The sequence below is a fragment of the Klebsiella sp. X1-16S-Nf21 genome (assembly GCF_002837615.1).
GTDB classification, from domain to species: domain Bacteria; phylum Pseudomonadota; class Gammaproteobacteria; order Enterobacterales; family Enterobacteriaceae; genus Klebsiella; species Klebsiella variicola.
Genome location: NZ_PJDK01000173.1, coordinates 1 through 524, shown reverse-complemented (window position 1 = coordinate 524; position 524 = coordinate 1). Strand labels below are relative to the sequence as shown.

At 66.2% G+C, this 524-nt stretch carries 1 pseudogene; it reads left to right on the top strand.

The annotated features are described in order from the left end of the window. A pseudogene (locus CW267_RS29925) lies at positions 1 to 431 on the top strand (hypothetical protein); the annotation flags it as partial. Positions 432 to 524: the final 93 nt, after the last annotated feature.

The window sequence follows — 524 nt, the reverse complement described above, 5'->3', positions numbered from 1 at the left end:
CGGGAGGGAATGGCAGTCCGAGCGAGGAGCAAATCAGCGCGCAGGTGAGCCGGACGGCGACGGCGGACTACGATACGGGCGGAAAGTACCAGAAGGTGGCGCAGGCGGTAACGGCGGCGATGCAGGGTCTGGCGGGGGGCAACCTGGCGCAGGCGGCGAGTGGCGCAGTGAGTCCGTATGTGGCGGAAATCATTCACAGCCAGACGACGGACAGCGCGACGGGTAAGGTGAATGTGGAAACCAATGCGATGGCACACGCGGTGTGGGGAGCGATAGCGGCGGCATCGGGAAATAACAGCGCGCTGGCGGGAGCGGCAGGCGCAGTGAGTGGCGAGCTGCTGGGGCGCTGGATAGTCCGATATTTGATAAGGAGAAAGAGCAGAACCGGCTGGCGACAGCGCAGAAGACAGGTGAAATCGGGCGCCAGGTGAGTGATGTGCTGGTGACGCAGGGCAAGCTGAACGCGCAGGCGGCGCAGAGCGACCCGGCGGCGCGGGCAGCGGCGCGGGCGAAGCTGGTAGCGG